Here is a 23845-nt window from a genome sequence, read left to right as displayed (position 1 = left end):
CTCTTTTAGAACTGGCTATAGAGCTGTGCGATCACCGACTGCTGGGCGGTGCGCGCTGCCTGTGCACTGTTGGTCTCGGCAGGCACGTCCGGCGACGGAGCGGGGTTGGCGCTCGGGGTCCGGGTGAGGAACGACGACATCAGGCTGTTGAGGTCGGTGCTCTCGATGGCGAGGCGTGCGGTCGGGTTGCGCTCGGCCGTGACGCGTTCGTTCGTCGCCGCCTGCGAAGGCGGGACCGCGTAGGCGGGCAGGGTGGAGACGCCGGGCAGGCCATTCGGCGCGTAGAGGAAGCTCAGATCACCGATGTCTTCCGCCGTTTCCGACGGCGTCGAAACCCGGGTGACCGGCTGCGGCAGGGCAAGCGCGGCAAGAGCCGCGACGGCTGGCCGGGTTTCGGGCGTGGTCGAGCGCAGATCGAGCACGTTTGATGCGGCCCGATAGCTGTTTGCCGAGAAGGATACTGCGTCGACCATCGTTCTGATATTCCAATGCGAAATGACTGTACGGTATTGGGAATATCAGGCGAGTCTTGAAGAACCTTGATGCCGGGCAATGGTAATTGAATCGATGTTTAACGAAGCCTTGAAACCGTTGGTTTTCAGGCTTTTGCGCGCAAAAAAGCAGAAAACCCCGGCTGTTTCAGGCCGGGGTTTGTGTTCTTTTCCGAGGCGTATGTCTCAGTCGGCGACGGTTTCCACGGGGTCTACCGCCCGTTGCGGACGTTCGGACGGGTCGCGGCCGATTTCAGCCTTGAGCGTGCCGAGGTCGATGAAATAGTCGGCCTGGCGGCGAAGATCGTCGGCGATCATCGGCGGCTGGGTCTGCATGGTCGAGACGACGGAGACCTTGCGGCCCCTGCGCTGCAACGCTTCGACGAGCGAGGTAAAGTCGCCGTCGCCGGAGAAGATGACGAAGTGGTCGACCGTCTCGGACTGCTCCATCGCGTCGATGGCCAGCTCGATATCCATGTTGCCCTTGATCTTGCGGCGGCCGAGCGAGTCGGTGAATTCCTTGGCGGGCTTGGTGACGACCTTGTAGCCGTTGTAATCCAGCCAGTCGATCAGCGGGCGGATCGACGAATACTCCTGGTCCTCGATGAGCGCCGTATAATAGTAGGCACGCAGGAGATAACCGCGCTTCTGGAAGGCCTTCAGGAGTTTCCTGTAGTCGATATCGAAACCGAGTGTTCTGGAAGCCGCATAGAGATTTGCACCGTCGATGAAGAGGGCGATTTTCTCGCGGGGATCGAACATGTCAGGCAATCCTTGAAATGGATGTTGAGGTAAATAGGTGGTTTTCGTCAAAGTGTTATCCGTTCCGGATGCAATATCCAGTTGAATTAACTCTTTTTCATATAATCTTCATTTAGGGCAGTGCGGCGTGCTTTCCAAGCAAACTTAAGTTGCGCCTGCGATTTTTCCCACCGGCATCGTTTCAGCTCAATCGGAATGTGCCAAAATGAAGAATAGTTCCCGCGTCTTAACGTATTTGTCGGATATTTTCGTTTTTGACCTCCCGTAACGTCAGTGTTCAACCGGAAATTACATGGGCAGCCTTACGACACCCATTGCCGGAGGTGCGGGCAAGGAAAAACTTGAATTTTGCGCCCGATGCCTGTATCGGGCATGCAAACTCCTGAAATTCTCGATCACAAAGGACAGGCAATGGCCCGTGTCACCGTTGAAGATTGCATTGACAAGGTAGACAACCGCTTCGAGCTGGTTCTTCTTGCAAGCCATCGCGCCCGCCTCATCTCGCAGGGCGCCGCCATCACCATCGATCGCGACAACGACAAGAACCCTGTCGTGGCGCTGCGTGAGATCGCTGACGAAACCCTTTCGCCCGACGACCTCAAGGAAGACCTGATCCACTCCCTGCAGAAGCATGTTGAAGTGGATGAGCCCGAGCCCGATCCGGCAAGCCTGGTTGCTGATGCCGATTCGGCGACGGCCGCGTCCAACGAAGACGAGGACCAGCCGGAAACGATCACCTTCGACCGCATGTCGGAAGAAGAGTTGCTCGCGGGCATCGAAGGTCTCGTTCCGCCGGAAAAGAGTGACGATTACTGATTTCGGTCCCTTTACCGAAACCTTTGATATTGCGAATGTCGGTGCGCCCCTCATAGGATCGGGGCGCACTTTTTGTTTGCCCCCGCGGATGCGGGGAAGGGAGCCGACCGAGGATGATGCGTCAATATGAACTCGTCGAACGGGTTCAGAAATACAAGCCGGACGCCAATGAGGCCTTGCTGAACAAGGCCTATGTCTATGCGATGCAGAAGCATGGTCAGCAGAAGCGGGCGAGCGGCGACCCCTATATTTCGCATCCTCTCGAAGTCGCCGCCATTCTCACCGACATGCGCCTCGACGAATCGACCATCGCGGTGGCGCTGCTGCACGACACGATCGAGGATACCAGCGCGACCCGCGCCGAGATCGATGAGCTGTTTGGCGAGGATATCGGCGCGCTGGTCGAAGGCCTCACCAAGATCAAGAAGCTCGATCTTGTGTCCAAGAAGGCCAAGCAGGCGGAAAACCTGCGCAAGCTGCTGCTCGCCATTTCCGACGATGTGCGGGTGCTGTTGGTCAAGCTCGCCGACCGGCTGCACAACATGCGCACGCTGGACCATATGACGCCGGAAAAGCGCGCGCGCATCTCGGAAGAGACGATGGACATCTATGCGCCGCTCGCCGGCCGCATGGGCATGCAGGATATGCGCGAGGAGCTGGAAAACCTTTCCTTCCGCCATATCAATCCGGAAGCCTTCGAGACCGTCACGCGCAAGCTGGAAGAACTCTCCCAGCGCAACGAGGGCCTGATCCGCAAGATCGAGGAGGAATTGCGTGAGCTGCTCGTCACCAACGGTCTCGAGGATGCGCTGGTCAGGGGCCGCCAGAAGACGGCCTATTCGGTCTTCCGCAAGATGCAGTCGAAGTCGCTCTCCTTCGAGCAGCTCTCCGACGTCTATGCGTTCCGCATCCTCGTCGACGACATTCCCGGCTGCTACGCGGCACTCGGCATCGTGCACACGCGCTGGCGCGTCGTGCCGGGCCGGTTCAAGGACTATATCTCGACGCCGAAGCAGAACGACTACCAGTCGATCCACACGACGATCGTCGGCCCGTCGCGCCAGCGTATCGAACTGCAGATCCGCACCAAGCGCATGCACGAGATCGCCGAATACGGCATCGCCGCCCATTCGCTCTACAAGGACAAGGAAACGCCGAACGGCGAAGTCGTCCGATCGCCGCGCTCCAACGCATATGCCATGCTGCGCCGGACGATCGAAGCGCTCGCCGAAGGCGACAATCCGGAAGAATTCCTCGAGCACACGAAACTCGAACTCTTCCAGGACCAGGTCTTCACCTTCACGCCGAAGGGCCAGCTGATCACCCTGCCGCGCGGCGCGACGCCGATCGACTTTGCCTATGCCGTGCACACCAATGTCGGCGATACCTGCGTCGGCGCCAAGATCAACGGCCGCATCATGCCGCTCGTCACCCGCCTCAGCAACGGCGACGAGGTGGAGATCATCCGCTCGGGCATCCAGGTGCCGCCGCCGGCCTGGGAAGAGATCGTCGTCACCGGCAAGGCGCGCGCCGCGATCCGCCGCGCCACGCGCGCTGCCGTACGCAAACAATATGCCGGCCTCGGCTACCGCATTCTGGAGCGCACCTTCGAGCGTGCCGGAAAATCCTTCTCCCGCGATGGCCTGAAGCCCGTGCTGCATCGTCTCGGCCAGAAGGAGGTCGAGGATGCGATCGCCTCGGTCGGGCGCGGCGAACTCTCCTCGCTCGACGTGCTGCGCGCCGTCTTCCCGGATTATCAGGACGAGCGCGTCACGGTGAAGCCGAGCTCGGACGACGGCTGGTTCAACATGCGCAGCGCTGCCGGCATGGTGTTCAAGCTGCCGGGCAAGACAAAGGCGGCCCTCGAAGGGGCCGCATCGGAAACGGGTCCCGAGGCACTGCCGATTCGCGGTCTTTCCGGCAATGCGGAGGTGCATTTCTCCGCCGGCGGCGCCGTGCCGGGGGACCGTATCGTCGGCATCATGGAGAAGGACAAGGGTATCACCATCTACCCGATCCAGTCGCCGGCGCTGCAAAAGTTCGATGACGAGCCGGAGCGCTGGATCGACATTCGCTGGGATCTCGACGAGGCGAACAACACCCGCTTCATGGCGCGCATCGTGATCAACGCGCTGAACGAGCCGGGCACGCTGGCCGAAGTCACCCAGACGATTGCCACCAGCGACGTCAACATCCGCTCCATGTCGATGACACGCGTGGCGACGGACTTCACCGAGGTGCATATCGACCTCGAGGTCTGGGATCTCCGCCAGTTGAACCAGTTGATGGGCCAGCTCAAGGAGCTTCAGTGCGTCTCGACGATCAGCCGCGTCTTCACATGACAGTTTCTATGCAAAATTGTGGCAACCTGCCTTGAAAAAGGCAGGTTTGCCCAAGATTTAACCAGGCGTTATGCGCTGTTCGCATGGCTGTGTTGGCATAGTGTCGCTGGTGCCTTTGGGGTGTTGATCCTATCTTCTGTCTCGGGAGGTCAACCGTAAGAGGTTTACCAATGTTGAAGCAGATCAAGAACTTTGCCCGCGCTCTGCGCGTACCGAATGCCGACGACCGCGAAATGGCCTATCTCAATGGCGCCATCGACCGGATCGACCTGGAATACCGCCAGCGTCAGATCGACCGCGGCCTCTTCCGCAAGTCCTACTAAAATCCACGGATCCGTGTGGCGCACCTCAAATGCGCCACGGCGATCGCCGCTGCTGGCGCCATGAGGGCGCCATTGAAATGCCACTAACGGATCGGCTATGTCTGCATCATGTTGTTCAGACGCCGAATAAAGGCCACATGGGCCGACCGGTTGCGGGAATTCTTCTGGCCGCGCAAGGGGTTGACGCGTCCGGCGCGTTACCTCGCCAAGCGAATCCTGCGTCTTTCCGCCTCGCCGCATGCGGTGGCGGCGGGTGTCGCGGCCGGCATCTTTTCCGCCTTCACGCCGCTTATCGGCTTCCACGTCTTGCTGGCACTTGCGCTTGCCTACCTGATGGCGGGCAACCTGCTCGCCGCAGCGCTTGCGACGACCATCGCCAATCCACTGACCATTCCGTTCATTGCGCTCGCGACCTTCCGGCTGGGCGAAGTGCTGCTCGGCATCTCAACCGCAGAGGCGGTCACGGCGAGCGAGCTTTTCCATCGCCTGGAACATCTTGAGCTTTCCGAACTCTGGCAACCGGTGTTGAAGCCGATGCTCGCAGGCGCCGGCATTCTCGGCGTCTCGGCGGCTTTCCTCGCCTATGTGGCCACACGTTTCGTCGTGCGCTCCTTTCGGGCGCGCCGTCATGCCCGGCTTCTGGAACGCGCGACGATTGCCGCGTCCACGCCCGTCCTTTCCCGTGGAGATACTTCCCTATGATCATCGGTATCGGCAGCGACCTCATCGACATCCGCCGGGTGGAGAAGTCGCTGGAGCGTTTCGGCACGCGCTTCACGGAGCGTTGCTTCACCGACATCGAACGGGCGAAGTCCGACGGGCGCAAGAACCGTGCGGCCTCCTATGCCAAGCGCTTCGCCGCCAAGGAGGCCTGTTCCAAGGCGCTTGGCACCGGGCTGGCGCAAGGCGTTTTCTGGAAGGATATGGGCGTCGTCAACCTGCCGGGCGGCAAGCCGACTATGCGCTTGACCGGCGGCGCGCTGGAGAGGTTGGCGCAAATGCTTCCCGCGGGCCACGAGGCGCGCATCCACATCACCATCACCGACGATTTTCCACTGGCACAAGCTTTCGTGATCATTGAAGCGCTGCCGGTCGCAACGCCCGGATAACCGGCTTTCGCGTCTTTTTGACCGATACGATTTCCAACCGACAACCTTTCCTCTATAGAGGGCCCCATGTTTGCAGATAAGGACAGATCCGGCGTGGCAGAGAAGACTGAAAAGGCCCAGAGCGGCCTGTGGGAAAACGTCAAGGTCATCATTCAGGCGCTGCTGCTCGCCGTGGTGATCCGCACCGTACTTTTCCAGCCCTTCACCATTCCGTCGGGCTCGATGATGCCGACGCTGCTCGTTGGCGACTATCTCTTCGTCAACAAGTTCTCCTACGGCTATTCGAAGTACTCGCTGCCGTTCTCGCCGAACCTGTTTTCCGGCCGCATTTTCGCGAGCGAGCCGACGCGTGGCGACATCGTCGTCTTCCGTTTTCCGCCGAACCCGGACATCGACTACATCAAGCGTCTCGTCGGCCTTCCGGGCGACCGCATCCAGGTGCGCGACAGCGAGCTTTTTGTGAACGGCGTGGCGGTGAAGCGCGAGCACAACGGCTTCTTCCGCGCCGACGACCAGTACGATACGGGCGAAGACGTGCCGGTGTTCCGCGAAACCATGGATAACGGCGTGACCTATGACACGCTGGACACCCGTCCGGGCACCGTCGGCGACAACACGCGCGAATTCATCGTGCCCGAAGGTCATTATTTCATGATGGGCGACAACCGCGACAACTCGGCAGACAGCCGCTTCGACGTCGGTTTCGTCCCGGCGGAAAACCTGATCGGCCGCGCCAGCCTGATCTTCTTCTCGCTCGGCAACGACACGTCCTTCAGCGAAATCTGGAAATGGCCGACGAACCTGCGGTGGGACCGCCTCTTCAAGGCTGTTGAATGAAAGGCGCTATCCCGCTGAACGCGAGCAACCGTAACGCTCTTGAGGACCTGATCGGCTACGTCTTCACCGACAAGGACCGGCTTGATCGCGCGATCACGCATGCGAGCGCGCGTCCGGGCAAGGGCAGCAATTATGAGCGGCTGGAATTCCTGGGCGACCGTGTGCTCGGGCTCTGCATTGCCGAGATGCTGTTCCGGACGTTTCGCGATGCGAAGGAGGGCGAGCTTTCGGTTCGCCTGAACCAGCTTGTCAGCGCCGAAAGCTGTGCTGCCGTCGCGGATGACCTCGAGTTGCATCGCTTCATTCGCACCGGCGCTGACGTCAAGAAACTCACCGGAAAAGCCATGCTGAATGTGCGGGCCGATGTGGTAGAGTCGCTGATCGCCGCGATCTATCTCGACGGCGGGCTGGAAGCGGCGCGGGGTTTTATCCTGCGCAACTGGCAGGGCAGGGCGGCGCGCGCGGAAGGCGCGCGGCGCGACGCCAAGACCGAATTGCAGGAATGGGCGCATGCCCGCTTCGGCTTGACGCCGAATTACCGCGTGGACGAGCGGGCTGGGCCGGATCACGACCCGCGCTTCACCGTGACGGTGGATATCAAGGGCGTCGCGCCGGAAACCGGCATCGACCGCTCGAAACGGGCCGCCGAACAGGCGGCCGCGACGAAGATTTTGGAACGCGAAGGCGTCTGGCCCAAGGGCAGCGCCTAGAGCAATTCCAGCAAAGGCGCGGTGCGGTTTTGCTTGTCGAGAATTGCTAGAAACAACGGATGGAGCATTTCGCGGAAATGCCCCAGGATTGACGGATATCATGACCGAAGAAAACGCAAACCCCGCTGAAAGCAGCACGACCGACGCTGGCCCGACCCATTCCGGTTTCGTGGCGCTCATCGGCGCGACGAATGCCGGCAAGTCGACGCTCGTCAACCGCCTCGTTGGCGCAAAAGTGTCGATCGTCAGCCACAAGGTGCAGACGACTCGCGCCATCGTGCGCGGCATTGCCATCCACAACAACGCGCAGATCGTGTTCATGGACACGCCCGGCATCTTCAAGCCGCGCCGCCGGCTCGACCGCGCGATGGTGACGACCGCCTGGGGCGGCGCCAAGGATGCCGACTTCATCATGTTTCTGATCGACAGCGAGCGCGGCCTCAAGGGGGACGCGACGACGATCCTGGAAGGCCTCAAGGAAGTCCACCAGCCGAAGATTCTCGCTCTGAACAAGGTCGACCGGGTGAACCCGGAAGACCTGCTGAAGCTTGCGGCCGCGGCCAACGAGGTTGTCAAGTTCGAGCGCACCTTCATGATCTCGGCGACCACCGGCTCAGGCTGCGAAGACGTGATGGATTACCTCGCTGCCGAGCTGCCGGAAGGGCCGTGGTATTATCCGGAAGACCAGATTTCCGACCTGCCGATGCGCCAGCTCGCCGCCGAAATCACCCGCGAAAAGCTGTTCCTGCGCCTGCATCAGGAGCTTCCCTATTCCTCGCATGTCGAGACGGAGAAGTGGGAAGAGCGCAAGGACGGCTCGGTGCGTATCGAGCAGGTGATTTATGTCGAGCGCGACAGCCAGAAGAAGATTGCGCTCGGCAAGAATGGCGACGCCATCAAGGCGATCTCCACCGCCTCGCGCAAGGAACTGTCGGAAATCCTCGAACAGACCGTGCACCTCTTCCTCTTCGTGAAGGTGCGCGAGAACTGGGGCGACGACCCGGCCCGCTTCCGCGAGATGGGCCTCGAATTCCCCAGGTCCTGACGGATCAGGGCCGTGCCTTGACGGCCGGCCCGATCTCCAGAATGCGGTTGGTCCAGATATAGCCGGGGAATTGCTCCGGCAGGTTTTCGACCTGCGCAGCCGTGTCTATGCCAACCGTTCCGCCGCCCGAATAGGGACCCACCAGGATGACATCGCTGCCGGCATCCTTCATGCGCGTCATGAAGCGGTTCGGCCAGCCCCAGAGCAGCCAGGCGTAGTTGCTTGGCACCGGTACCAGGGTGTTGCGGCAGGCCTCCGGCACGTAGCCGATCCAGGCGGTGCCCAGGTAGCGCATGAGGCAGGACATGGCTGACTTGCCGGTGTAACCCTTCAGGACCGGAATGGCGGCGAGTGTCGCGTCCGTCGGCTCCGCACCGCCATAGACGCCGAAAACCTTGTCCCGCCACGCCGGATTGGCCTGTAGCAGCGCGGCGAGCACTTCGCCTTCCTCCGCCCGCCGGCTCTTGAAGTTGATCAGCAGCTTGCCTGCCGGATTGGCGGCAAAGACCTCCTCCAGCATCGGCATCTGGCCGACGCCCTTGCCGCGGAACGGATAGCTCTTGCCGCCATCTGCCGTATAGCCATAGCCGATGTCGAGCGCTTTCAGTACCGCGCTGTCCGTCTCCTCGGTCACGCCCTTGCCGTCCGTGCGGCAATCGAGCGTCCAGTCGTGGAAGACTGCGAACTTTTTGTCCGGCGTCAGGTGCACATCAATCTCGACCACCTCGGCACCCGCCGCAAAGGCCGCCTGCATGCCGGCAATCGTGTTTTCCAGATAGTCGTGGCTCGGTGGGTCGATCAGCGTCGCCGTGCAGGTATCGTTCTCGACACCCTCATGGCCGAATGCCTGATGGGCACCGCGATGCGCCAGCAGCCTGGTTTCGCCTTCCGGCGCACTGGCGATCAGGGAACTGTTGAAGGACCAGATGAGCAGGGCAAGGCCCAGCACGAAGATCGGCGCATTTTTCATGAAACTCCTCCTGTTGCCCCGGCAGAGTGATAGGGGCAGGACGGGAGGGCGGCAAGCCGTGGAAAATGGTCAGGCGCGGGCGCGGCGTTCCGGATTATGGGCAGCGTCGCGGGCCTGTTCCACAAGCCGCTGCATCGCCCAGATCCCAATCTCCTCGAGGGGGAGAGGGCGGCTGATCAGGTAGCCCTGGTAGAGATCGCAGCCGGCAGCGGCAAGCAGCGCCATCTTCTCCGTCGTATCGACGCCTTCGGCGATCACCGACATGTCCTGCGCGTGGCAGAGCGCGATGAGCGCGCGCAGCGTCGGCAGGGCGGCAGAGCGCGAGAGGCTTTCGACGAGTTCCCGGTCGAGCTTGATGGTCTCCGCCGGATATTCGATAATCTGCTGAACCGAGGTGTAGCCTGCACCGAAATCATCGATCGAGATGCGGAAGCCACGGGCGCGCAGGATCTCGATGTTGCGGCGCGACTGTTCGCCGAGTTTCACGGCAAAGGTTTCCGTCAATTCGATCTCGATCAGGCGGGTATTGACGCCGTGCCGGTCGGCACATTCGCAGAAATGGGTGCTGATCGACTTGGTATAGAGTTCTGCCGACGAGATGTTGATGCAGAGGATCGTCTCCGCGCCGAAGAGCTTCTTGAGCTGGGCATGCTGGCTCATCGCCTGGTCGATCACCCACCAGTCGATCTTGCTGAACAGGCCGGTGGTTTCGGCAATCGGGATGAACTCGTCCGGCGTCACGCGGCCGAGCACCGGAGAGTTCCAGCGCAGCAGCGCCTCGCAGCCCGTCACCTTGCCGTGGCCATCGACGATCGGCATGTAGACGAGATGGAATTCGTTGTCCGGCTCGAGGAGGCGCAGTTCTTCCTCGATTCGGGTTTGGCGGTTGCGTTTCTCGTGCAGCGAGCGGGAGTAGCGCGCCGACCCGTTCTTGCCCTGGGATTTGGCCTGGTACATGGCCGCGTCCGCATTGGCGACGAGTTCAGGCAGCGTCAAGGCATCTTCCGGATAGACGGCGATGCCGATGCTGGCGGTGACCGGGTAGGCCTTTTCCAGCACCTCGAAACCCTCGGCGAAGAGCGCAAGAATAGCGGTCGAGATTTCCGTGATCGTACCGCCGCCCGGCTGGCAGCGCAGCATGATGGCAAATTCGTCGCCGGATAGCCGGGCGAAGAGACCGTTCGGCAGGTCCCGCTCGGAAACGATACGGTCGACGATGGTCGAGATACGGTCGGCCAGCGTCTTCAGCAGTTCGTCGCCGATCTTGTGGCCGTGTTTGTCGTTGACGAACTTGAAATTGTCGACGTCGATGAACAGCAGTGTGCAGCCGATGTCCTCGGCTTCCGCCTCTTCGAGGATCTGCGTGGACCGGATATTGAAATATTCGCGGTTGGAAATGCCGGTCAGCGTGTCCGTCCAGGAGGCGTTCTGCACAAGGTCGAAGGACTGTATGGACTGGTCGTGCAGCCGCTTGACGTTTGCCGAAAGGCGGCCGATCTCGCCGATTTCGTTCATCTCCGGCAGCGCACTGCGGTTGCCCGTCATCACGTCGGTGAGTTGGCGGTCGAGCCGGGCGATTGGATTGGTGATGTAGCGGCGCACCAGCCCGAGCACGAGAGCGATCGTGCAGAGGCTGAGTGCCACGGCGCCGAGGGCGAGCAGGGACTTCAGCGTCGAGAGCCGGTTTTCCAAAAAGGTTGCGTCGGGCGTCAGGCGGGCGAAGAGCGAGGGGCTCAACGACGCCGTTGCCGAAAGCGCGCCCTGTGCCAGGAACTGGTGCTGGCCGATCTCGATCTTCGCACCATACTCCTTTTCAAGCGCCCGCTTCATGTCGAGAAAGGCCTTCGGCCGCACGGCGGTCTGCACGAGGATCGAGTCGCGCTTGGCGCTCGCCACGGGCCGATTGAAGGTCAGCGGGTCGATGAATTCCGAATGCACGATCAGCGGCTCGATTTCCGGCGCATCGATGAAGGCCCAGGACGAGAGCCGCGGGCTATCGATCATCTGGCGGGCATGGTCGAGCTGCTGCCGCGTGATTTCGGCGAACGGATCGTCGCTGTCTTCGAAATAGTAGTCGACGGTCAGCGGAGGGCGGATGATCGCGACCGAGATGAAGCGCTTGCGGTCGTCGGAGAGCGAGGTGATGCTTTGCTGCAGTCGTACGCCGAGTGCGGTGTTGCGATAGGCCGCATCCGGCTCGTTGACGAAGAGGCGCACTGCGCCGCCCTCGACGAGCGAGTAGATGAAGCTGCGGTTCTGTGTCACGTCGTTCTGGAAGACGGCGGTGAGCAAGCCCATCTGCTGCCAGAGGCGCGCACGCTCAAGCCCGAGGATCGATGAACTCTGGAAATAGTAGATAAGCGAGGCCGCGAGAACGTAACCCGCCAGGACGACCGGAAAGATGAGGGAGAGGGCGCGTTTACCGAGCGTCACTGAATTGAGCCAGACTGCTGATGATGCGGCGGCGGGCCTGGACCGATTGAACGGTCAGTTCCTCCTGAAACTGGCTCTTTGCCAGGATTTCCGGTGCGGCATAGATTTCGGGATTGGATCGCATGTCTTCCGGCAGCAGGGCGAGGGCCGTTGTACTTGCGGTCGGCATGTTGAGCTTGATGGCGTTGCGCGCGCCGTTTTTGGCATTGCTGATGTAATCGACCAGCTTCAGCGCCAGGTCCTTGTTCTTCGAGCGTTCGCTGACGGAAATGCAGTCGAGCCAGGACAACGTGCCTTCCTTGGGGACGACGTAGCGCCAGAGGCCGGGCATGCTGACCTTCTCGTTCAGCGTATACTGGTCGCCGCTATAGCCGAGCGCCATGTAGATATTCGGCCCCTTGTCGGCACTCTGGATCGAGGTGACGACGTAGTCGTAGGTCAGCACATAGGGCGCCTGCGCCTTCATCAGCTCGTAGGCGGCCTTCAGTGTTTCGTTATCGTTGGCGTTCACCGACTTTCCAAGCAGCACGAGCGGTGCGACGAAGGCCTCGGCATGATCGTCATACATGGCGATATGGCCGCGCAGGCTTTCGTCGGGCGTCATCATCTCGGCCCAGGAGACCGGCGGCGTGGTGATCTTGTCGGAGCGATAGAGGATGCCCATCGTGCCCCAGAGGTAGGGGACGCCGAAACCGCCGCAGCGTTTTGTCCAGTCTTCGGTGTAGTCCTTCAGGGATGGAACATTCTGGGTGTTCAGTGGCGCGATGACGCCACGGTTGCCGTAAAGCTTCGCGCCGTTCTCGTTGGTCACGACAACATCGACATTGCTGTTGGGATCGGCGAGGATTTCGTCGCGCACATCGCCGCTGTCGTAGAAGGTCTGGCGGACCTCGACGCCGGTCTCGGCCGCAAAGTCGGCGAGGATCTTCTCGTCGATATATGTTTCCCAAATCAACAGGTTAAGCGTTGCCGCGCCCGCGGGGCCGGCAGCCGCAAGGGCCGTCAGTGAGACTGCTGCAAGATACATTCCGCGCATGTCGAAGGCCCCGTTGCCGCTACGTTGGGCAGGATAGTCGGCAAGACTTTATGAAGGGTTACAACCCAAGAGCCCGTCATGGCCTATGTTCAACCATGGCATGGTTCTGACGGCGGCCACCGGACGTGATATATTGTGGACGTGCCCGCCTGTGAGCAGCCTTTCGGTTGGCCTGTCGGAAGCCGCGCACTATGGTCGCCCCCGCCGCCCGTGCGTCACCCCAGAGGAGTTCCCCATGGCCCCGACCCCGCTCAAGATCGCGAACCTGATCGCCGCCGAAATCAAGGCGACCTCCGCGCAAGTGACCGCCGCCATCGGCCTCATCGACGAGGGCGCCACTGTTCCTTTCATTGCGCGTTACCGCAAGGAAGTGACGGGCGGGCTTGACGATACGCAGCTGCGCAATCTTGCCGAACGGCTGACCTATCTGCGCGAACTGGAAGCCCGCCGGACCTCGATCCTCGAGTCAATTTCGGGGCAGGGCAAGCTGACGGACGAGCTCAGCGCCAAGATCGCCGCCGTCACGACCAAGGCCGAGCTCGAAGACATCTATCTGCCCTATAAGCCGAAGCGTCGCACCAAGGCGGAAATCGCCCGCGAACGCGGCCTCGGCCCGCTCGCCGAGCAGATCCTGGCCGACCGCGCGCTGGTGCCCGCGGACCTGGCGGGAAAATTCCTGTCGGCCGACGTGCCGGACGTCAAGACGGCGCTTGAGGGTGCGCGCGACATCGTCGCCGAGCAGCTGACCGAAAACGCCGACCTGCTGAAGCGCCTGCGCGAGTACATGAAGGGCAACGCCTATCTCCGGTCCCGCGTGGTGGAAGGCAAGCAGGAGGCCGGTGCCAAGTTCTCCGACTATTTCGACCAGACCGAACGCTGGGCAACGGTGCCGGGCCATCGCGCGCTCGCCATGCTGCGCGGCTGGAACGAAGAATTCCTGTCCGTCGATATCATCGTCGACCAGGACAATGTCGAGCCGGTCAAGCCCGTCGAGCGCATCATCGCCTCCTTCTATGCGGTCGGCACGAAGCCGGGCGACAAGTGGCTCGCCGAGGTGATCGGCTGGACCTGGCGTGTGAAACTCTCCATGTCGCTCTCGCTCGACCTGATGCGGGAGATGCGCGAGCGCTCGGAAGAGGAAGCGATCCGCGTCTTCGCCCGCAACCTCAAGGACCTGCTGCTTGCCGCACCCGCCGGCACCCGCGCCACGATGGGCCTCGATCCGGGCATCCGCACCGGCGTCAAGGTCGCGGTGGTCGACAACACCGGCAAGGTGCTTGAGACGACGACGGTCTATCCCTTCCCGCCGAAGAACGACGTGCGCGGCACGCAGGCGGAGCTTGCAAGCCTTATCCGCAAGCACAAGGTGGAGCTGATCTCGATCGGCAACGGCACCGGCAGCCGTGAAACCGAAAAACTGGTGGCGGATATGTTGGCCCAGCTTCCAGCGCCGAAGCCGACAAAAGTCATCGTTTCGGAAGCCGGTGCTTCGGTCTATTCCGCCTCGGAGACGGCAGCGGCCGAATTCCCCAACCTCGACGTCTCGTTGCGCGGCGCCGTTTCCATCGCGCGCCGTCTCCAGGATCCGCTGGCCGAGCTCGTCAAGATCGAGCCGAAGTCTATCGGCGTCGGCCAGTACCAGCACGATGTCGATCAGGGCAAACTTTCGCGTTCGCTGGATGCCGTGGTGGAAGACGCGGTGAACGCTGTCGGCGTCGATCTCAACACGGCCTCCGCCCCGTTGCTTGCCCGCGTCTCGGGCCTCGGCAAGTCGTCGGCGGAGGCGATCGTTTCGCATCGCGACGCCAATGGGCCGTTTGGAAGCCGCAAGGAGCTGATGAAGGTCGCCCGCCTCGGCGCCCGCACCTTCGAACAGTGTGCCGGCTTCCTGCGCATCCCGAACGGCAAGGAGCCGCTTGACGCGTCCTCGGTACATCCGGAAGCCTATGGCGTCGCCAAGAAGATCGTTGCCGCCTGCGGCCGCGACGTGCGCACGCTGATGGGCGACAGCGCGGCTCTCAAGCAGCTGGATCCAAAAATGTTCGTCGACGAGCGCTTCGGCCTGCCGACGGTGAAGGACATCCTCGCCGAACTGGAAAAACCCGGTCGCGACCCGCGCCCCGAATTCAAGACCGCGACCTTTGCCGATGGCGTCGATGACATCAAGGACCTGAAGGTCGGCATGCTGCTGGAAGGCACCGTGACGAATGTCGCCGCCTTCGGCGCCTTCGTCGATATCGGCGTGCATCAGGACGGCCTCGTGCATGTCTCGCAGCTCGCCGACCGTTTCATCAAGGACCCGCACGAGGTGGTGAAGGCCGGCGACGTGGTGAAGGTGCGCGTCACCGAAGTCGATGTGCCCCGCAAGCGCATCGCGCTCACCATGCGCAAGGAGGGCGGTGCAGCAGCCGCCCGCGACAACGCCCCCCGCAACGACAAGAATGCGCAGATGAATCCGAAGTTCAGCCAGGCGGCGCCGAAGCAGCAGGCACCGTCGCAGGGCGCATTCGGTGCGGCACTCGCCGAGGCGATGAAACGAAAATAAGGCCAAATTTTCCTAATGGCTGACGGCAGAAATCGTCGTTTGTTCTAGGCCATGCGCTTTTGCATATTGCGGCACGGGCGGGCTCGAACGGGCCGGCAAGGTGCGATGCGCTTCCGGCGACGACAGACAGGAAAATGGATATGACGATGACGATTTCACGCCGGCAGGCGATTGCCGGCGCCTTGCTTGCTGTTCCCGCGGTTTCCGCCTTTGCCGGCGGCACCGCTGCTGCGGCGGGTGGCGCCTTGGAAAAGCGGCTGGCGGAGCTGGAAGCGCGCCACGACGGCCGCCTTGGTGTTGCCATACTTAATCTCGCGACGGGCGCCCGGCTCGGCCACCGCACGGACGAGCGCTTCTTGATGTGCAGTACCTTCAAGGCGCTGCTCGCCGGGCACATCCTCGCTCGCGTGGACCGTGAGGAAGAAGCGCTCGACCGTCGTATCGTCGTCAAAAAATCTGACCTCGTGGACTGGGCGCCGGTGGTGGAAAAACGCGTCGGCGGCGATGGCATTTCGATTGCCGAACTCTGCGAGGCGACGATCACGCTCAGCGACAATGCCGCCGCCAACCTGCTGCTGGCAGCCTCCGGCGGTCCGAAGGCGGTCACGGAATTCCTGCGCGGCTTCGGAGACGATATCACGCGCCTTGACCGCACGGAGCCGGCGCTCAACTATCACGAAACGCCGGACGACGAACGTGACACGACCACCCCGGTCGCCATGGTCGAGACGCTGCGCAAGCTGATCTTCGGCGATGTGCTGTCGCCACGCTCGAAGGCGCAGCTCGCCGCCTGGCTCGTCATGAACAAGACAGGCGATACACGGCTGCGTGCCGGCTTCCCCGCCGACTGGATGACCGGCGACAAGACCGGCACCAACGGTGACAAGGCCGGCAACGCCAATGACGTCGCCATCGGCTGGTCGCCGAACCGCGGTGCGATCATCGTCAGCGCCTTCGTGGAAATGCCCGGTATTTCCGGCGACGAGCGCAATGCCGTCATCGCCGAGATCGGTCGCATCGCCGCCGAAGTCTGATCTTCGCGAGGCGCTGCAGATTGCGGCGCCTCACGCCTCCAGGTCGCCCTTCAGCGCCGACAGCACATTCATCGCATGGCCGGCATACTGGCTGATCCAGCGGTCATGGATCGCCTGGATCGGCAGGGCATTGAGGTGGTTCCAGCGCTCGCGGCCCTCGCGGCGCGGGATGACCAATTCGGCGTCTTCCAGCACCTTCAGGTGCAGCATGACCGTGCAGCGGTCCATCTCCGGAAACTTTTCGCACAGTGCGCCCGTCGTCAGCGGCGCGTGCTTGATCGCGTCCAGCATTTGCCGCCGCTTCCCATTGGCGAGCGCCTTGAAGATGGCGTCTTCTTTCGATTCGCTTGACATGTTATGTTTTTATAACATATTTTGTCCGGGTACAAGACGGAGGAGGGCGCAATCGCCCCGAAGGAGGACGGCATGACGCTGGAATTTCGTGTGAACGGGCGGATCGGCAAACCGGTCGCCGAGGTTTTCGACGCGGTGGTCAATCCGCAAAAGCTGAGCGGCTACTTCACCACGATCGGCGGTGCGAGCGGTCCGCTCGTCGAAGGCACCACAGTCACCTGGTGGAACATGGCGCCTGTCATCGTGGACAAGGTCGAGGAGAACGCGCTCATCGCCTTTCGATGGGACGCCATGATCGAGGAGGGCGAGGAGCCCTACAAGACGCGCGTCGAGATGCGCTTCAAGGAGCTCGATGACGGCGGCACGATGGTGACCATCGCCGAAGCAGGCTGGCGCGAAAACGAACGCGGCCAGAAATCCTCGTACATGAACTGCGAGGGCTGGTCGCAGATGCTCGCCTGCATGAAGGCCTATGTCGAATACGGCATCAACCTGCGCGACGGCTATTACCCGAGCGAACTCAAGGGCGTTGTCGCCGCAGAGCAGCAGGATTTCACCTAGGGCAATTCCAGCGAACGTGTGCAGCGGTTTCGCGTTCGGAATTGCGCAAGAACAAGGAGAGCATCATGACAACGGAAATCAAAGGCGGCATCAATATCGCCATGAAGGTGCCGTCACACCAGTACGAGGCGACGATCGCCTTCTATCGCGACGTCGTCGGCCTGAAACCGTTCGCCGAGAAGGCACCGGCCACGGGTTTCGAACTGGGGCCGAACCGGCTGTGGATCGACGAAGCGCCGAACTACAGCAAGGCGGAAGTCTGGCTCGAGCTCTTCACGCCGGATCACGCGGTGGCGCTTGGCCATCTCGAGCAAAACGGCGCCGTGCGTTGCGATGCCGTCGAGGATCTCGGCGAAGGTTTTCGCGGCGGCTGGATCATGAATCCGGCCAACATCGTGCACATGGTGCGCGAGCCAGACGCCTGGTAAGCCTTAAATTGCTGCCGGCGGCACCAGGCCGTCGGCGGCGGCCATCGGCACGGGCTCATGCGCCGGCGTCTGATGCTGGAGCACCACGACGCGGCTTCCGGTCGGCACACGACCGTAGAGGTCAATGATATCCTGGTTGAACAGCCGGATGCAGCCGCTCGATACCGCCTTGCCGATCGACCATGGCTCGGATGTGCCGTGGATGCGGAAGAGCGTGTCCTTGCCGTCCTTGTGCAGGTAGAGCGCACGCGGCCCGAGCGGGTTGGTCAGTCCCGGCTCCATGCCGGCCGCCCATTTCAGGTTCCGCTCCGGCTCGCGCGCGATCATGTTCTGCGTCGGCGTCCAGCGCGGCCATTCCGCCTTGCGGCCGATGCGCGCGCCACCCTCGAATTCCAGCCCCGCCTTTCCGACGCCGATGCCGTAGCGCATTGCCATGCCGCCATCCTGCACGAGGTAGAGGAAACGATCCTGCGTATCGATGACGATTGTGCCGACCGGTTCCACCGTCTGGTAGGCCACCAGCTGGCGGAAATATTGCGGATCCACCCGGCTGATATCCATTGCCGGCAGCGGGAAACGCTCCTCCGGATGCGGCCCGTACATCGCGACATGCATCGGGTCCGGCCCCTTCTTCTTCACTGGTTTGGCGGTGGTGACGCAGCTTGCAAGCGTGGCGGCAAGCGCAAGGAGAGCGAGGGAACGGAGAGCCGCGCAAGCGCGGATGCGGGACACACACATGAGTTGGGCACCTGTCATTTCGATTTCAGTTTCGGCCTTGGCGGCCTTTGGGCGGTTCTTCGAAGGCAAAGCGGGCATCGGCAGGGCGAGAAGAAAGCGAAACTATGGCAAGGGCTTAGGTGTGGCGATCGGGCCACGCGTCGTTCCGCCGCATGAGGCGCGGCCATGTTTCAGGACCGCCCCCTCATCCGCCTGCCGGCACCTTCTCCCCGAGGGGAGAAGGGGAAGATCGGTGGCTTCACGTTTCCCTTCTCCCCGCCGGGGAGAAGGTGGCCCGAAGGGTCGGATGAGGGGGTTGTGCAAGAGAGCTCCCGCTTGCTCCCAACCGGCCGAGGGCGTAAGGCTTGGCCATGCAGTGGAGTGATGAAGCCATCGTTCTGGGCGTGCGGCGCCATGGTGAGACATCGGTGATCGTCGAGGTGATGACGCGCGACCGTGGCCGCCATCTCGGCATGGTGCGGGGCGGCCGCTCGCGAACCATGCAGCCGGTACTACAGCCGGGCAATTCCGTGGACGTCACCTGGCGGGCGCGGCTCGATGAACATCTCGGCGAATTCCGCATCGAACCTTTGGAACTGCGCGCCGGCCGGCTGATGGAAACGGCAACTGCCGTCTACGGCGTGCAGGCCATGGCGGCACTTCTGCGCTTCCTGCCCGAGCGTGATCCGCATCCCCATCTCTACAATACGCTGGCCGTCATCCTCGATCATCTGCACGAGCCGGCCGATGCCGGCGAACTCTTCGTGCGCTTCGAACTTGCCGTGCTGAACGACCTCGGCTTCGGCCTCGGCCTGCTCGAATGCGCCGCCACCGGTACGCGCGAAAACCTCTGTTACGTTTCGCCGAAATCCGGCCGTGCCGTGTCGCGTGAGGCCGGCGCGCCCTGGGCCGACAAGATGCTGGCACTGCCTGCCTTCCTCGGTGACGAGAGCCGACACGCCGCCGATGCCGCCGCCCTCGCGGATGGCTTCCGGCTCACCGCCTTCTTCCTCAACCGGCATGTCTGCGAACCACGCGGGCTGGAGCTTGCCAGTGCCCGCGACGGCTTCGTACAGGCGGCGCTGAAGGCGCTGAACATGCCAGGACACGATCAACCGAAAGAGGCGAGCGCATGACGGTCGAAATCTATCCCGGCCTGACGGTCGGCGGCATCGGCACGCTGCCGTTTGACGTGGTGAAGCGTGACGGCGGGCTCAAGGTGTTGCAGGCGATGCTTGCCGGCGATCTGCCGGCGCCGCCGATGGCCAGGACACTCGCCTTCAGCATGACCGAGGTGGAAGATGGCCGCGTCGTCTTTGCCGGCATGCCATCGGTCGATCACCTCAACCCGCTCGGCACGGTGCATGGCGGCTGGACGGCGACGGTGATGGATTCGGCGCTTGGCTGCGCCGTCTTTTCCGTCATCAAGCCGGGCGAAGCCTACACGACCATCGAATTCAAGCTGAACCTCGTGCGCCCCGTGTTGCCCGGCATGGGCGAAGTGTTCTGCGAGGGAAAAATCGTCCACCGCGGCCGCACCATCGCGACCTCCGAGGCGTGGCTGCGCGACGGCAACGGCAAGCTGCTCGCCCATGGCACGGAAACCTGCGCCATCTTCCCGATCGAAAATCTCACACGCTGACAAGCGAAGAGAATGCCGGCCTGAAACGTAACCCCATTTGGCGTTTGGAAAAAACCGGGTAGTCTCGCCGCCCGGATACTGCCGTGCTGGAGTCGCAATGCTGGAAATCCTCTCCCTGGTCGCCATCGGCCTGGCCCTCTACACCCTCAATGCATCGCGCAACAGCGCGCAGAAGATCGGCGAAGAGGTGATGCGCCTGAAGCGCGAGGTCGAGGCGTTGAAGGCGGGTGACGTTGCTGTTCTGGCCGAGGCAGCCGCAGCGGCGGCGACGGCGGCAATCGAGGCGGCGCCTGACGAGACGTCGGAGGCAGCGCGGGAAGAGGTGACCGAAGCGCCGGCGCAAACCGAGTTTACGAGCCCCTGGAGCGGCGCGCGGGACGAAGTGGAAAAAGGCCGGTCGATCTTCGGCGGCACGACGCCGGCGACGCCGACGGATGCCGTTGTGGCAAACGAGACGGCTGAAGGCGTCGTTGTTCCTGCTGCTGCTGCCGTCGCAGCTAAGCCGAAGGAAAGCTTCGAAAGCCGCATCGGCGCGCGCTGGGCTGTCTGGGTGGGCGGCATCGCGCTGGCGCTCGGCGGTATCTTCATGGTCAAGTATTCCATCGAAGCCGGCCTGCTCAGCCCAGCCGTCCGGCTGTCGCTTGCGGCGATCTTCGGCCTCGTGTTGATGGCGATCGGCGAGTTCGTGCGCCGCCGCACCCAGCCGCTCATCGCCAATGCCTTCCAGAACGCCATGATCCCCGGTGTGCTGACGGCCGCCGGTGCCATCACGCTCTTTGCCGTCACCTACGTCTCCTACGAATTCTATGGCTATGTCGGCCCGGTGGCGGCGTTCGTCCTTCTGGCCGCCGTTTCTTTCGCGACCATCGGTCTGTCGCTGCTGCACGGGCAGGCGCTTGCCGGCCTCGGCCTGCTTGCCTCCATGCTGACGCCCGCGCTCGTCTCCACCGAAGAGCCGAGCGCCTGGAGCCTGTTCGGTTTCCTGAGCGTCGCCTGGCTTGCCACCTTTGCCGCCTCCCGCATCCGCCATTGGCAGGTCGTGCCGGCGCTCGCCAATGCCGGCATGGCGCTCTGGGCCGTGCTCTACCTGTCCGCGGCGGACAAGGTCGAGGTCCTGCCGGTGCTGGTCGCGCTGCTGGTGCTGGCCGTTGGCCATGGCCTGCTCTGGCCGGGCAACATCGCGGAGGAAGACATGCCGGTGCCGGCCGGTGCCGCCTCTGCCGGTCCGCTGGACCGCCTGTTTACCCCGCCCGCCGTCGCCGTGTCGCTGACCGGTGCGCTTGCCCTGGTCTTCCCGGCACTGCTGCTGGCAAGTGCCGTGCCGGCACTTCCGCGCGCAGATTACGGTTTCGCCATCGTCGTGATGGCGCTGGCGGTGCTCGGCGCCCTGCGCTTCTGGGCGATCTATCCGGCAATCCTTTCCGCGGTCGGTGCCGTCGCCGGCGTGGTGGCGATGGCAAACCTGCCGGGTGGCGTGCTGATCGACGGTTTCGGCGGTCTCGCGCTGCCGGCGCTGGACGGCGTCATTCCCGCGCCACCGATGGCGGAAGGCACTATGCCCGTGGCGGCTCTCGGTTCGGTGCCGGTCAACCTGCTGCTGGTTCTCGCGGTCGCCTATTCCGCCGTCGCTCTTGCGGGGGTACGGCTGCGCATGGCCGGCTCAAGCGCTTTCGCGGCGCTCTGGAGCCTGCTGGCCCCCGCCGTGCCCTTCGCGATCCTCGCCATCAGCTTCCTCAATTTCGGCAATCTCTCCTTCGACCTGAAGCATGGCCTGCTGGCCACTTTGCTTGGCCTCGTCTTCTTCGCCGCAGCGGAGGTCTTTTCGCGCGAACGAGGGGAGGAGGATGGTCTTTTCATTCCGCAATGGGCGCTGGCCGCCGGCGGCTTCGCCTTCCTCGTCCTGGCGCTGCATGCGCTGACGGATGGCCTCGCTACGACACTCGGCCTCATGGTGCTCGGCGCGGCCGCCGTCTTCGCAACGCGTATGCGTGGCTGGCCGGTGCTGCCCTGGCTGTTGGCGGGTGCAGCGGCCGTCGTTGCCGGCCGCATCGCTTGGGAACCAACCATCGTCGGTGCGGCGAACCTGTCGAAGACGCCGGTCTTCAACCAGCTTCTCGCCGGCTACGGCATTCCTGCAGTGCTTCTCGCAATCTCTGCCTTCGAGCTTCGTCGCTGGCCGGGCGAGCGTATCCGCAACCTCATCCAGGCACTCGCCAGCCTCTTCGTGCTGCTGACCGCGGCGATCCTCGTGCGCCATGGCATGAATGGCGGCATGCTCGACAGTTCCGTGCCGACGCTCGGCGAACAGGCGACCTATACATTGCTCGTCATCGGCGCCTCGGCGATCATGATGTCGCTCGATCTGAAGTCGCCGAGCCCCGTTTTCCGCTATGGCTCGATGGTGGTCGGCGGGCTGTCGGTCCTGTCGGTGCTGAGCGCCCATTTCATCGGCCTCAATCCGTATTTCACCGGCGAACTGCTCGGCAAATGGCCGGTCCTCGATCTCCTGCTGATCGGCTACCTGCTGCCCGGCGTGGCCTATGGCGGCCTTGCCTGGTATGCGCGCAATCGTCGTCCGCTGCCCTATGTCATCATGCTGGCGCTGACCGGCGTTGCGCTCGTCTTCGCCTGGGTCACGCTCTGCGTTCGGCGCTACTGGCACGGCGAGGGCATTGCCGACTGGAAGGGGTTCCTCCAGCCGGAGACCTACACCTATTCCGTCGTCTGGCTGCTGCTCGGCGTGCTGCTTTTGGTGGTCGGGTCCAAGGTCGATTCCAAGAGCATCCGCCTGGCGTCGGCCGGCCTCGTGCTGATCGCCGTGATCAAGGTCTTCCTCATCGACATGGCGAACCTCGAAGGCATCCTGCGGGCCCTGTCGTTCATCGGCCTTGGCGCGGTGCTGATCGGCATCGGCCTGTTCTATCAAAAGATCCTCTCCGGAAAGTCCGGGACGGGCGAAAAGGCGGAATTGAACGCAGAGGCGTGACGGGTTAGGTCATGGGCAACCACATCTGGATTGCCCATGTCCTTCACCTGCCTCGCCGCCGCCTTTCAGCCTCTCGGGGGCCTTGCCGAACGTCTGTTGCCGCAGGCCTTTGCCGCCGATGACGGCTCGCACGATGCCGCCCATCTCATCCGCGTGTGGAAGAACGCCCGCCGCATCCAGGCTGAAGAGGGTGGCGACTTGCGTCTGCTCGCCGCATCCGTCCTGCTGCATGACTGCGTGGCGGTCGAAAAGAATTCGCCGCACCGGGCCGAGGCCTCGCGCCTCGCCGCCGAAAAGGCGTCCGGCCTGCTGGCCGCCGAAGGCTGGAACGACGCGGACGTGGCAGCCGTCGCCCACGCCATCCTCACGCACAGTTTTTCCGCCAACATCGCGCCGGAAACGCTGGAGGCGAAGACCGTGCAGGATGCCGATCGGCTCGATGCCATCGGCATGGTGGGTGCTGCGCGCTGCTTCTACATTGCCGGACGCATGGGCAGCGGTCTGTACGATCCCATGGACCCGCTTGCCGAAAACCGCCCGCTCGACGACAAGGCCTTCGCCATCGACCATTTCGAAGTGAAGCTGTTCAAGCTGGCGGATGGCTTCCAGACGGCGACGGGCGCGCGCATGGCCGGGGAGCGCACTCAGCGCCTGCGGGTGATCCGCGACATGCTGCTGGATGAAATCTGAAGAAAAACATGCTT

The 23845-nt window shown here is 62.8% G+C and carries 23 protein-coding genes; 16 read left to right on the top strand and 7 right to left on the bottom strand.

Annotated features, from left to right (window positions below; genetic code table 11):
- Window positions 1–5: 5 nt before the first annotated feature.
- Both BSY16_RS08950 and BSY16_RS08945 read right to left on the bottom strand, forming a co-directional pair.
- Window positions 6–473, bottom strand: coding sequence for a hypothetical protein (locus BSY16_RS08950; protein ID WP_069059335.1), 468 nt, complete (start codon window positions 471–473; stop codon window positions 6–8).
- A 204-nt stretch (window positions 474–677) separates the two neighbouring features.
- A complete protein-coding gene (locus BSY16_RS08945) occupies window positions 678–1253 on the bottom strand; it encodes a LabA-like NYN domain-containing protein (RefSeq protein WP_069059334.1) in 576 nt (191 codons plus the stop codon).
- Window positions 1254–1664: 411 nt separating this feature from the next.
- On the opposite strand from BSY16_RS08945, the gene rpoZ reads away from it, so the two are divergent.
- The 8 genes from rpoZ to era all read left to right on the top strand — a co-directional run bounded on the left by rpoZ (window position 1665) and on the right by era (window position 8435).
- Window positions 1665–2069 (top strand): DNA-directed RNA polymerase subunit omega, encoded by a 405-nt coding sequence (rpoZ, locus tag BSY16_RS08940; protein WP_069059333.1) that lies wholly within the window; start codon window positions 1665–1667, stop codon window positions 2067–2069.
- Between the two features lie 113 nt (window positions 2070–2182).
- On the top strand, window positions 2183–4411 hold the full coding sequence (locus BSY16_RS08935) for a RelA/SpoT family protein (protein WP_069059332.1): 2229 nt from the start codon (window positions 2183–2185) through the stop codon (window positions 4409–4411).
- 170 nt (window positions 4412–4581) lie between these two features.
- Window positions 4582–4734 carry a DUF3563 family protein gene (locus BSY16_RS08930; protein ID WP_069059331.1) on the top strand — a complete coding sequence of 51 codons (153 nt, stop codon included), beginning with the start codon at window positions 4582–4584 and terminating at the stop codon, window positions 4732–4734.
- Window positions 4735–4842: 108 nt separating this feature from the next.
- The gene (locus tag BSY16_RS08925; protein WP_069059330.1) at window positions 4843–5436 is read left to right on the top strand and encodes a DUF2062 domain-containing protein; all 594 of its coding nucleotides are present in this window, start codon (window positions 4843–4845) and stop codon (window positions 5434–5436) included.
- A complete protein-coding gene (gene acpS, locus BSY16_RS08920) occupies window positions 5433–5843 on the top strand; it encodes a holo-ACP synthase (RefSeq protein ID WP_069059329.1) in 411 nt (136 codons plus the stop codon). Before BSY16_RS08925 ends, acpS begins: the two co-directional genes overlap by 4 nt.
- Before the next feature lie 93 nt (window positions 5844–5936).
- Window positions 5937–6680 carry a signal peptidase I gene (lepB, locus tag BSY16_RS08915; RefSeq protein ID WP_069061455.1) on the top strand — a complete coding sequence of 248 codons (744 nt, stop codon included), beginning with the start codon at window positions 5937–5939 and terminating at the stop codon, window positions 6678–6680.
- On the top strand, window positions 6677–7390 hold the full coding sequence (gene rnc / locus BSY16_RS08910; RefSeq protein ID WP_069059328.1) for a ribonuclease III: 714 nt from the start codon (window positions 6677–6679) through the stop codon (window positions 7388–7390). Before lepB ends, rnc begins: the two co-directional genes overlap by 4 nt.
- Before the next feature lie 100 nt (window positions 7391–7490).
- Entirely contained in the window at window positions 7491–8435 is a 945-nt protein-coding gene (gene era, locus BSY16_RS08905) for a GTPase Era (protein ID WP_069061454.1), read from the top strand.
- A gap of 4 nt (window positions 8436–8439) precedes the next feature.
- On the opposite strand, the gene BSY16_RS08900 is transcribed toward era, so the two are convergent.
- The 3 genes from BSY16_RS08900 to BSY16_RS08890 form a co-directional block, all read right to left on the bottom strand.
- Window positions 8440–9405: a glycerophosphodiester phosphodiesterase family protein gene (locus BSY16_RS08900; protein WP_069059327.1), complete on the bottom strand. Its 966-nt coding sequence runs from the start codon at window positions 9403–9405 to the stop codon at window positions 8440–8442.
- Between the two features lie 69 nt (window positions 9406–9474).
- Complete coding sequence (locus tag BSY16_RS08895) at window positions 9475–11838, bottom strand: putative bifunctional diguanylate cyclase/phosphodiesterase (protein ID WP_069059326.1); 2364 nt, start codon at window positions 11836–11838, stop codon at window positions 9475–9477.
- Entirely contained in the window at window positions 11825–12874 is a 1050-nt protein-coding gene (locus tag BSY16_RS08890; protein ID WP_069059325.1) for a polyamine ABC transporter substrate-binding protein, read from the bottom strand. Before BSY16_RS08890 ends, BSY16_RS08895 begins: the two co-directional genes overlap by 14 nt.
- Window positions 12875–13109: 235 nt before the next feature.
- Here BSY16_RS08890 and BSY16_RS08885 point away from each other — a divergent pair, with 235 nt between their 5' ends.
- Entirely contained in the window at window positions 13110–15419 is a 2310-nt protein-coding gene (locus BSY16_RS08885) for a Tex family protein (protein WP_069059324.1), read from the top strand.
- A 140-nt stretch (window positions 15420–15559) separates the two neighbouring features.
- Window positions 15560–16453, top strand: a complete 894-nt coding sequence (gene bla / locus BSY16_RS08880) for a BKC/GPC family carbapenem-hydrolyzing class A beta-lactamase (protein WP_069059323.1) — start codon at window positions 15560–15562, stop codon at window positions 16451–16453.
- Between the two features lie 30 nt (window positions 16454–16483).
- On the opposite strand, the gene BSY16_RS08875 is transcribed toward bla, so the two are convergent.
- Window positions 16484–16807 carry an ArsR/SmtB family transcription factor gene (locus BSY16_RS08875; RefSeq protein WP_069059322.1) on the bottom strand — a complete coding sequence of 108 codons (324 nt, stop codon included), beginning with the start codon at window positions 16805–16807 and terminating at the stop codon, window positions 16484–16486.
- Window positions 16808–16879: 72 nt separating this feature from the next.
- Here BSY16_RS08875 and BSY16_RS08870 point away from each other — a divergent pair, with 72 nt between their 5' ends.
- Window positions 16880–17368, top strand: a complete 489-nt coding sequence (locus tag BSY16_RS08870) for an SRPBCC domain-containing protein (protein ID WP_069059321.1) — start codon at window positions 16880–16882, stop codon at window positions 17366–17368.
- 65 nt (window positions 17369–17433) lie between these two features.
- A complete protein-coding gene (locus tag BSY16_RS08865; RefSeq protein WP_069059320.1) occupies window positions 17434–17796 on the top strand; it encodes a glyoxalase/bleomycin resistance/dioxygenase family protein in 363 nt (120 codons plus the stop codon).
- A 3-nt stretch (window positions 17797–17799) separates the two neighbouring features.
- Here the strand turns inward: BSY16_RS08865 and BSY16_RS08860 are convergent, their stop codons facing one another.
- A complete protein-coding gene (locus tag BSY16_RS08860) occupies window positions 17800–18534 on the bottom strand; it encodes a L,D-transpeptidase (protein ID WP_069061453.1) in 735 nt (244 codons plus the stop codon).
- 350 nt (window positions 18535–18884) lie between these two features.
- On the opposite strand from BSY16_RS08860, the gene recO reads away from it, so the two are divergent.
- The 4 genes from recO to BSY16_RS08840 all read left to right on the top strand — a co-directional run bounded on the left by recO (window position 18885) and on the right by BSY16_RS08840 (window position 23831).
- Window positions 18885–19649, top strand: a complete 765-nt coding sequence (recO, locus tag BSY16_RS08855; protein WP_069059319.1) for a DNA repair protein RecO — start codon at window positions 18885–18887, stop codon at window positions 19647–19649.
- Window positions 19646–20155, top strand: a complete 510-nt coding sequence (locus BSY16_RS08850) for a PaaI family thioesterase (protein WP_069059318.1) — start codon at window positions 19646–19648, stop codon at window positions 20153–20155. The genes recO and BSY16_RS08850 overlap by 4 nt, the downstream gene beginning before the upstream one ends.
- A 97-nt stretch (window positions 20156–20252) precedes the next feature.
- Window positions 20253–23141 (top strand): DUF2339 domain-containing protein, encoded by a 2889-nt coding sequence (locus tag BSY16_RS08845; protein ID WP_069059317.1) that lies wholly within the window; start codon window positions 20253–20255, stop codon window positions 23139–23141.
- A 36-nt stretch (window positions 23142–23177) separates the two neighbouring features.
- Window positions 23178–23831: an HD domain-containing protein gene (locus tag BSY16_RS08840; RefSeq protein WP_069059316.1), complete on the top strand. Its 654-nt coding sequence runs from the start codon at window positions 23178–23180 to the stop codon at window positions 23829–23831.
- Window positions 23832–23845: the final 14 nt, after the last annotated feature.

The sequence above is a fragment of the Sinorhizobium sp. RAC02 genome, from assembly GCF_001713395.1.
In the GTDB taxonomy this organism is placed as follows: Bacteria; Pseudomonadota; Alphaproteobacteria; order Rhizobiales; family Rhizobiaceae; genus Shinella.
This window is presented reverse-complemented; position numbering and strand designations above follow the sequence as displayed.